The organism is Arthrobacter sp. ZBG10, from assembly GCF_001238605.1.
Taxonomy (GTDB): Bacteria; Actinomycetota; Actinomycetes; order Actinomycetales; family Micrococcaceae; genus Arthrobacter.
The window spans coordinates 1-9210 of the sequence record NZ_LFQH01000066.1 but is presented as its reverse complement, the minus strand read 5'-3'; the positions used below and the strand labels follow the sequence as shown (position 1 = coordinate 9210).

Below are 9210 nucleotides of genomic sequence, written 5' to 3'. Positions count from 1 at the left end.
ACCTGCCGCCGGCCAGGCCCGTGGCCACCGCGGCGACGTCACGCTGGACTCCGGCCAGGCGGGGTTCACCGCCGAAGTCCTCGGCGGCGAGGCTGCTGGTGGTATCCACCACCAGGAATACGTCGACGTCGGCGGGCGCTGCCTGGGTAGCTGCGCCGCCCACCCCCGGGCGGAGGGCGGCGGCAAAAAGCAGCGCCAGCAGGACCCCGCGAGCGGCCCAGTCCCGCGCCGCTGCCGGTGACGACCGGTTCCGGTGGAGCTGCCACACAATGCCCGCAGTCGCGACGGCCATCAGGGGGGCCAGCAGCCACCAGGGCAGGATGGGAAGGAGGCTCATCGGTCCACCCGCCAGGCCAGGCCCACCAGCACCAGGCCCGCCAGCAGGGCAAGACCCAACGGCCATGCGGACTGGTCAGTGACCACCCGCTGCGGTGCACCCTGGCGTGCCGCCGCTTCCGTGCGCTGCACCTCGCGGACAATCGACCCCACTGCCGCCGGAGAGTCCACCGGGTAATACCCGCCACCGGTGGACTCGGCCGCCGCCCGCAGGGTGGCACCTTCCTGCCCGGGCTTGTCGCCGTAGTCGAAGTCCGCCGGGTTCAGTGCATGGATCCTGATGCCTTTGTCCCTGGCCAGGGCTGCGGCCTCGGCCAGCGTAAATATAGGGTTGCCGGAGATGAAGTTGTCCGTGGCCAGCACCAGCGACCGCGTGCGGCTGCCATCGTCCGGTCCGGGGAATCCCTGGCTGCACGAAGCCAGGCCGTCACCGATCAGCGACGACCCCGGCGCCACCCCTGTCCCGGCGAAAAAGGCAGCGTCGCCGGGACCGCCCTCGAAGGCGTTGCGGGCCCGCGCCAGCTGCTCCGCCACCAGCTGGTAGTCATCCGTCAGCGGAAAGACCTGGGCTGCGGAGGAGTCAAACATCATCAGGCCGATGCGTTCGCCGTCGAACTCCCGGGCCAGGTCCTGGAACACCCCGACGATGGCGGCATCGGCGCTGGCCATGGAGGCTGACGTATCCAGGCACAGCATAATGTCCCGGCTGTGCTCCGCCGGTGTGGTCACGGTGGCGCTCACCGGCCTCGCGGCAGCAGCCAGGGCCGCCAGCAGCAGCACCGCGGCGGAACCTGCCATGACCGCGAGCAGCCTGCGGTGGCGCCGCAGGGCATCCCGGTACTCGGGCAGGGCGGTCAGCCGGTCCGTATGCGCCACAGCCCGGTGCCGGCAGTCCTTGTCACGGCGGAGGAACCACCAGGCCACTGCAGCGCCTGCCAGGATCCCCACCGGGAGAATCCACCAGTACATCAGCTCCATGCCCGCACCGCTTCCCGGGCCGCTGCTGCGGACGCCGTAACGGACGGCAGGGGTTCAGCGGCGAACTCGCCCGGATAGATCCTGCCGATGGCCTCGGCCACCCCCGGCAATGGCTGCTCCCGGATGTCCGCCAGCGTCATCCGGGTCATGTCCTGACCGGTGGCATCCCGGATGAAGAGGCGCAGCAGGAGGCTGAGCTCCTGGTGTGCGGCGCGTTGCGGCAGCGCCCCGGTTCCGGCCGCTGTCTCCACCTCGTGGATCCGGGCCAGGTAATGCGCCTTCAACCCGGCAGCCGGCAGCACGGCGGCGGGGCTGTCCGGTGCGGTCCGCGCGCGGGGTTGCCGGGTGGCTGCCAGGACGGCAACAATCCACCCCACCGCGAGCGCAGCCAGGAGCAGGCCTGCCCACAACCACAGCGGGCTGTAGCCCAGGGGCGCGTAGAAGCCCTGGTCATCCGCCACGGCGGTGGCTTTCCAGAAGCGAGAAGATGGCGGGGACCACCTCATGGCTGGAGCCCGCGTACCCTTCGGTGATACCGGCCCGGCGCAGCATGGCGCTGCGGGACGCATCCCGCTCCGTCCGGGCCAGCTGATATGCGGCCAGCACCTTGGGCGAGGCTGCCACGGGATGGACGACGGCGGCCCGCCCCACCACATCCCGCAGTACTGTCCCGCGCCCGGCCGGGTCCGCAGCGGGCGCCGGTGCGGTCAGGTCCGCGTCCCGGATGGTCAGCCACAGGATTTCGTGCTGGGCACGAAGCCGCCGGAGCTGGCGTTCCGTGGTCTCCGCCACGGCGCCCTCGTCCGCCACCACAAACAGCAGCATCCGGCGGCGGAAGGTGCGCTCGACGAACCCGAGTTGCTCCCCGGGGGCACTGGGCGCGCTGTGGCGGCCGACGTCGTCCACTTTCCGGAGGATCCGCTCGAGGTTGGCGTCGCCGGCCTTGACCGGCAGGGCCTGCGTACCGGTGGCATCGCCATGGACAAGCCCCACGGGGTCGCCGTGGTTCAGCGCCAGGGACCCCAGCACACCCAGCGCCATCACGGCGATGTCCTTCTTGGGTTCGCCGCCCAGGGACTCGGCCGCCATGTTCCTGCCGGTGTCCACCACCAGCAGCACCTGCTGCTGCCGGACTGCCACATAGCGCCGGATCAGCGGCGAGCCGTGCCGTGCGGAGGCCTTCCAATCGATATCGCGGACTTCGTCGCCGGGAACGTAGGCCCGCAGGTCGTCGAAGTCCAGGCTGCGGCCCTTGAAGACCGAGCCGTATTCCCCATCCAGCAGGCCACGGGCTTTCCGGTGGGCGAAGATGAACATCTTCGACTTCACCCGGTGCAGGAGTGCAGTCATGCAGCCCTACGGCGTCTGCACGGCATTGACCACCGCGTCGATCACGGTTTCCACCGGCACCTGCTCGGCAACGGCGTCGAACCCCAGGATCAGGCGGTGCCGGAGGATCCGGTGGGCCAGGGCCTTCACGTCCTCGGGGATCACGTGGTCCCGCCCTTCCAGCAGGGCACGCGCCCGGACGGCCTGGCTGAAGGCGATGCTGGCGCGGGGACTCGCACCGAATTCGATGTACCCGGCGAGGCGGGGATCGATGTACTGGGCGGCATTGCGGGTAACGAAGACCAGGCCCACGATGTAATTGACGATGGCCGGGTCGAGGTAGATCCGCCGGACGGTGTCCTGCACAGCGGCCACGGCGGCCAGGGACGCGGCGGCGGGCGGTGCCTGCTCCTTGCTGTACACGCCGGCGTCGATCCGCCGGATGATTTCCGCCTCTTCCGCCGGTGTGGGGTAGTCCAGGATGTCTTTGAGCATAAACCGGTCCATTTGCGCCTCGGGCAGCTGGTAGGTGCCTTCCTGCTCGATGGGGTTCTGCGTGGCCAACACCAGGAAGGGCGCCGGCAGCGGGTAGTCCCGGCCGCCGATGGACGTCTGCCGTTCCTGCATGGCCTCGAGCATGGCGCTTTGGGTCTTGGCGCTGGACCGGTTGATTTCGTCGAGGAGCACAATGTTGGCGTGGACGGGGCCCAGCTGCGTGGAGAACGTCCCGGTGGAAGCGTCGTAGACCTGGGTGCCGACGATGTCGCTGGGGAGCAGGTCGGGGGTGCACTGGATCCGGCGGAAGTCGCCGCTGACGGCATCGGCCACCGTTTGGGCCGCGGTTGTTTTGGCCAGGCCCGGAACGCTTTCCAGGAGCACGTGGCCACCGGTCAGCAGCCCCACCAACAGCGATTCGCGGAGCCGGGACTGGCCCACCACTTTGGTTTCGAAACTCCTGGTGATGTTGGCCGCGACCTGTTGTGCCCTGGCCAGCTCCGCCGGTTCAATCCTTGCGGCGGCACGGGTCTGCTGCACTGGTGGTCCCCCTGGCTGGCTGGTTGATGGGTACTGGCGGGCGCCTGCACTCCGCCCGCCATCCTATCCAAGCCGGATGGGGTGGAGGAGGCAATGGGGACCACTCCCCATCCGCGCCCGGCAGGTCTATCCTGATGCCATGAGCGAGCTTCCAGCCAGTTACAAGGAGTTTCTCGCCGACAAGAGCGAGATGTTCGTAAACACCGTCAAGCCGGTCCTGCAGCAGTCTGCTGCGGATGGACTGCACGGGGTCCGCGTGGTGTACAACCCCGGCTCAACCGGCCACCAGGCGCACCTCGATGAGACCCTTCCGTTCGGGGTTGTCCTCGAGGACATCGACTAGCCAGCCTGTCCGGCTGCTGTGCCCAACCTTCTGCTGTCAGTTTTCCAGCAGGAGGCGCTGGGCGCGGGGGGCCAGGGTGTGCTCCAGGACCAGCGACGCGGCACCAATGGCCCCGACGTCCTCGCCAACGCCGGTTCCCACCACATCGATGGGGTGGATCAGCCGGGCGGCGCTGCTGGCGTCAAGGAGCGGGGGCAGCAGTTCCAGGTAGCGCTCCGACAGTCCGCTCCAGAACGGGCCACCGAAAACCACCCGTTCAATGTCCAGGGTGTTGGCGACAACAGACACCGCCCGGGCCACCAGCACGGCGGATTTGTCGATGATGGCGGAAGCCTTTTCGTTGCCCTCGGCTGCCAGGCTGCACAGCCGCGAGAACTGCTGCTGGATTTCGGCTCCGCTGGTGCCCGCCAGCGGGCCATCCAGGACGCCGGCGGCCTGGGCCTCCGCGACCAGTACCTGCGGGATGCAGGAGGACTTGACGCAGCCGCGCTGGCCGCAGTCGCAGGGCGGGCCGTCCGGATCCACCATGATGTGGCCGATCTCGCCGGCGTTGCCTGACGTGCCACGGACCACTTCGTCGTTGAGGACGATGCCGCAGCCAATACCGGTGCCCATGTACATAAAGATGAAGCTGCCGGAACCGCTGGGGCCGCCGGCCCAAGTCTCGGCCACGGCGGCGCTGGTCACGTCCTTGTCCACCAGGACCGAGTAGCCCGTCGCTGCCGAGAGGGCGTTGCGCAGTTCCACCCGGTCCCAGCCGGGAAGCAGTGGCGGGTCAACCACCGTGCCGTTATCCAGGTCGATCGGCCCGGGAGTGGCCAGTCCCAGGCCGGCTATCAGGCTCTGGTCCACCCCGGATGCAGCCACAACGGCGGCGATCTCCGCGGCAATGGTGGCGATGACGGCGGCCGGGTCGCTGCCGCCCGGCGTGGCAATGCGGGAATGCTGCACCACCGCCCCTACGAGGTCCAGCACCACCACGGTGGTGACGGCCGGGTCCAGGTGGACCCCCAAGGCGTACATGCCGGCAGGATTGAGGCGCAGGATGGTCCGCGGCTTGCCGGGGCCGCTGCCTTCCTTGCCGGCTTCGATAATGAGGTGCTGGTCCAGGAGCCGGCGGGAAATATTGGAGATGGTCTGCGGGGACAGGCCCACAATCTGGGCCAGCTCCACCCGGCTCATCCCGCCGGAGGACCTGCGGATGGCATCAACGATCACCGTGAGGTTGAAGTCCCCCATTTTGGGCAGGTTGGTTCCGCGCCTCGGTGAGGATGGGCGGATCTCAGTCACTTCTTCCCCTATACCTTTACTGCGTTGCAGTGGTGATTCTTGAATCGTACGTTACGCCCTCCCGCAGGCCATACGTCTGTCCGACGGCGCGGCGCGCGGTAATTCAGCGGTCAGCGCAAGGCCCGCCGCACGGTCCGTGCCACCAGGAATTTTGGGTTCTGCCCCCGGACATCGGTGGCCCCCACCTCGCGTTCGAGTGCCGGCAGGTACGGGAGGTGCCGGTTGTAGACGGTCCAGAGTTCACCGCCCGGTGCCAGGACGCGCGCGGCGGCGCTGATCAGTTTCAGGCCGGCCCCGGCATGGATCCCGGCGCCCACGTGGAAGGGCGGGTTCAGCAGGACCAGGTCCGCGCTGCCCGCCGGCAGGGTGCTGAGTGCATCGTCCTGCAGGACACTGATCCGGTCCGCCAGGTTGTTGGCGCGGGCCGTTGCGAGCGCTGAAGCCACGGCGGCCGCTGACTGGTCGCTGGCGGTGACCACTGCCCCCGGGAACCTGCGGGCATACATTGCGGCCAGGATGCCCGTGCCGCAGCCCAGATCCACCGCGTGCGCCGCTGCGGGCATGGTGGGCAGGAAGTCCAGCAGGAACCGGGTGCCGATGTCCAGCTTCGGGCCGGCGAACACGGCACCGTGGGCGGCGACCGCCAGGTCCAGCTCCGCCAGGTGTTCCAGCACGGGGAACTTGGTGGCCGGCGCATCCGACCGCGGCCAGGATGCCAGGATGACCCGGGATTTCTGCCGCGCCAGTTGCGGCTGGACGGTGGTGAAGTACTGTTCCAGCACCCGGTTCATGCCCAGCGACATGTGCTTCACCCGGCCGCCGGCCAGCACCACCGCGTCCCGGTCCGCATGCAGTGCCACGGCCGCGGCGATCTCCTCCAGTTCGGCCAGGGTCTTAGGCAATTGGAGGAGCACCGTCCCCGCACCGGCCAGCAGGTCCGCCCCGAGGGGGAGCTGCTCAAACCGGGCACCGGGTCCGGCGTTGAGGCGCAGCGCCCGCTCGCCGGTCACCAGGTCCTGGTGCACCCGCAGGTCCTCCGGTTCCAGCACGGCGCCGGCGCCGAGGGTCAGGGCACCATAGCGGTCCCCGATCACGGCGATCCGGGTGCCCGCGCGTCCTTCGGCAGCCGCGGTCTCGAGCAGGAGCCGGTCGGTGGCGTCCCAGGCATGGAGGTTTGCCGCTTCCACGTCGGGCCGCCGGCGCAGGCCGGCGAAAAGGTCATCAATGATGTGTGCTGGCTGGTCCATGCTGTTTTCGGGTTCTCCCTCGGTGGTCATTGCTGCCGTCCTTGCGCCGGTGCGGCCAGCTGCGGCAGCTTGAGGAGCGTTGCCACTGCCGCCCGGCCCGCCCGGTTCGCGCCGATGGTGGACGACGACGGCCCATACCCCACGAGATGCACGCGCGGCTCGGCTGCCACTTGCGTTCCGGCCATCGCAATTCCGCCGCCGGGTCCCCGCAGGTGAAGCGGGGCAAGGTGCTCCAGTTCGGCGCGGAAGCCGGTGGCCCACAGGATGACGTCCACCTTCAGCAGCTCCCCGGTGGCGAGGCGGACGCCGTCGGGCGTTAGGGACGTAAACATGGGCTGCCGGTCCAGGGCTCCCCTGGCGGCTGCGGCACGGAGGGTGGGTGTCCAGAGCAGGCCGGTCACCGACACAACGCTTTGCGGCGGCAGGCCCTGCCGCACCCGCTCTTCCACGAGCGCCACGGCGTCGTGGCCGGCCCGGCCATCGAAGCCGCTGTCCCGCCATACGGGCGGGCGGCGGGTGAACCAACTGGTACTGGTGACCAGCGAGATTTCGGCGAGCAGGCCCACCGCTGAAATCCCGCCGCCCACCACCGCAACGTGGCGGCCCGAAAATTCCTCCGCCGCCACGTAGTCGGCCACGTGCAGTTGGCGGCCACGGAAGCCGGCCTGGCCCGGGTAGATGGGCCAGAACGGCCTTGTCCAGGTGCCGGTGGCGTTGATGACCGCCCGGGCGGACCACACGCCGTCGTCAGTGGTGATCCGCAGCCTGCCGAGGGGGTTGCTGTCTGCCCTGCTGACGGAACGGACTTTGACGGGCCTCCTGATGGCCAGCGCCAGTTCCTCCTCATATCCGCCAAAGTAGCGGCTCAGGAACTCCGAACTCGGTTCCGCGGGATCCACCGCGGGCTTGGCCGCACCCGGCAGGTCGCTGATGCCGTTCACGGTGCCCATCCGAAGGCTTTTCCACCGGTGCCGCCAGGCGCCGCCCGGACCGTCTTCGGCGTCCAGGACCACGTGGTCCAGGCCGCGCCGCAACAGGTGGTACGCGGCGGACAGGCCGGCCTGGCCGGCGCCGATGACCACAACGTCGGCAAGGGCAGGGTTCACTCCCCCATGATAGTCGCGCCCCGACACCGGAAAATTCCCTGCTCCAGGGGCGCTGACAACGGCGGGGACCGGCCTTAGTGTTGGCCCAAGGACGTGCATGACGGTTGCCGAGGGTACTGGCCAGCGGCGGGGAGGCCGTCCGGGAAGGCAGGACCGCCGTGGCCGCAGGGACTGGACATGCTGACCGGCTTGCCGCAGCACTGGGGGTGGTGCTGGGCACGGAAGGCATTCCGCTGCGCCTGCGCGCGTGGGACGGTTCAGAGGCAGGGCCCCTGGGTGCACCGATCCTGGAGTTCCGGTCCCGGCGCGCGCTCCGGCGGATTTTGTGGTCGCCAGGCCAGCTGGGGCTCAGCCGCGCTTACGTGGCCGGCGAAATCGACACCCCGGGCGATATCTTCGCTGCCTTCACGGCGCTGAGCTCGGCAGGAAAGTTCGCCGAACCGGGCCCGTTCCGCCGACCCACGGCAGGGGAACTGCTGGTTTTGGTCCGGGCAGCCGTCCGGCTCGGCGCCCTGGGGCCCAACCCTGCGCCGCCTGCCGAGGAGGCGAAGGTCCGCCGGACGGGGCGGCTGCATACGCGCCGCCGGGACTCCGCGGCCATCTCCCATCACTACGACGTGGGCAACGACTTCTACGAACTGGTCCTGGGCCCGTCCATGGTGTACTCCTGCGCGGTGTGGGAGGGGATTCCGGCGGACGGTGCGGACGGCCACGGGACAGGCAACGGCCTGGTTGAAGGTCTGGACGCCGCCCAGGAAGCCAAGGTGGACCTGGTGTGCCGCAAGCTCGGGCTGCAGCCGGGCATGCGGGTGCTGGACGTGGGCTGCGGCTGGGGCAGCTTCGCCCTGCATGCTGCCAGCCGGTATGGCGCCACGGTGGTGGGTGTCACCCTCTCGGCGGAGCAGGCTAAGCGGGCCCGCGAACGGGCTGCGGATGCGGGCGTGGCGGACGCAGTGGACATCCGGGTCCAGGACTACCGCGATGTTCCGGATGGCCCGTTTGACGCCATCAGCTCAATCGGCATGTCGGAGCATGTCGGGCGGGCCGGGACGCCTGGCTATGCGGCCACGCTGTTCGGTTTGCTCAAGCCCGGCGGGAGGCTGCTGAACCACGCGATTTCCTGGAACGCCGGGGTCACCAGCCCGGACCCGGACTCGTTTATCCCCCGGTATGTCTTTCCTGACGGGGAAATGATCAGCCTCGCGGAGATGGCGGCGGCGCTGGAGACCGCCGGCTTCGAGATCCTTGACGTCGAGGCGCTGCGCAGGCACTACGCGCTGACACTGCGGGCGTGGGTCAACCGGTTGGAGGCCGGCTGGGACCGTGCGGTGGAGCTCGCCGGCCCTGGCCGGGCCAGGATCTGGCGCCTCTACATGGCGTCCAGCGCCCTGGGCTTTGAAAACAACCTGACCGGCGTCAACCAGGTGCTGGTCCGGCGGCCCGGCGGGGCGGAGCCGCCGCTGCGGCGGACGGAATGGCTCTGAACCGGTCGCTGCCGCCGGCAACAAAAAGGGAACCACCGGCGATGAACTGGTCCCCGAAAGTT

The 9210-nt window shown here is 69.4% G+C and carries 9 protein-coding genes and 1 pseudogene; 2 read left to right on the top strand and 8 right to left on the bottom strand.

The genetic code is table 11. The features are described 5' to 3' along the window. The 5 genes and pseudogenes from ACU18_RS15780 to ACU18_RS15760 all read right to left on the bottom strand — a co-directional run. Nucleotides 1-337: pseudogene (locus ACU18_RS15780) on the bottom strand (vWA domain-containing protein); the annotation flags it as partial. Next, nucleotides 334-1314, bottom strand: a complete 981-nt coding sequence (locus ACU18_RS15775) for a vWA domain-containing protein (RefSeq protein WP_050687070.1) — start codon at nt 1312-1314, stop codon at nt 334-336. The pseudogene ACU18_RS15780 and the gene ACU18_RS15775, both read right to left, overlap by 4 nt. Continuing rightward, entirely contained in the window at nt 1305-1775 is a 471-nt protein-coding gene (locus ACU18_RS15770; RefSeq protein WP_157407771.1) for a hypothetical protein, read from the bottom strand. Before ACU18_RS15770 ends, ACU18_RS15775 begins: the two co-directional genes overlap by 10 nt. Then, complete coding sequence (locus ACU18_RS15765) at nt 1765-2664, bottom strand: DUF58 domain-containing protein (protein WP_050687066.1); 900 nt, start codon at nt 2662-2664, stop codon at nt 1765-1767. The genes ACU18_RS15770 and ACU18_RS15765 overlap by 11 nt, the downstream gene beginning before the upstream one ends. 6 nt (nt 2665-2670) lie before the next feature. Further along, the gene (locus ACU18_RS15760) at nt 2671-3678 is read right to left on the bottom strand and encodes an AAA family ATPase (protein ID WP_050687065.1); all 1008 of its coding nucleotides are present in this window, start codon (nt 3676-3678) and stop codon (nt 2671-2673) included. Between the two features lie 139 nt (nt 3679-3817). On the opposite strand from ACU18_RS15760, the gene ACU18_RS15755 reads away from it, so the two are divergent. After that, the gene (locus tag ACU18_RS15755; protein ID WP_231686111.1) at nt 3818-4021 is read left to right on the top strand and encodes a hypothetical protein; all 204 of its coding nucleotides are present in this window, start codon (nt 3818-3820) and stop codon (nt 4019-4021) included. Between the two features lie 36 nt (nt 4022-4057). On the opposite strand, the gene ACU18_RS15750 is transcribed toward ACU18_RS15755, so the two are convergent. The 3 genes from ACU18_RS15750 to ACU18_RS15740 form a co-directional block, all read right to left on the bottom strand. Then, the gene (locus ACU18_RS15750; protein ID WP_050687063.1) at nt 4058-5260 is read right to left on the bottom strand and encodes an ROK family protein; all 1203 of its coding nucleotides are present in this window, start codon (nt 5258-5260) and stop codon (nt 4058-4060) included. Between the two features lie 161 nt (nt 5261-5421). After that, nucleotides 5422-6558 carry a class I SAM-dependent methyltransferase gene (locus tag ACU18_RS15745; protein WP_050687072.1) on the bottom strand — a complete coding sequence of 379 codons (1137 nt, stop codon included), beginning with the start codon at nt 6556-6558 and terminating at the stop codon, nt 5422-5424. Nucleotides 6559-6584: 26 nt separating this feature from the next. Further along, nucleotides 6585-7664 carry an FAD-dependent oxidoreductase gene (locus ACU18_RS15740; protein ID WP_050687061.1) on the bottom strand — a complete coding sequence of 360 codons (1080 nt, stop codon included), beginning with the start codon at nt 7662-7664 and terminating at the stop codon, nt 6585-6587. 158 nt (nt 7665-7822) lie between these two features. Here ACU18_RS15740 and ACU18_RS15735 point away from each other — a divergent pair, with 158 nt between their 5' ends. Further along, nucleotides 7823-9148, top strand: coding sequence for a class I SAM-dependent methyltransferase (locus tag ACU18_RS15735; RefSeq protein WP_050687071.1), 1326 nt, complete (start codon nt 7823-7825; stop codon nt 9146-9148). Nucleotides 9149-9210 lie beyond the last annotated feature (62 nt).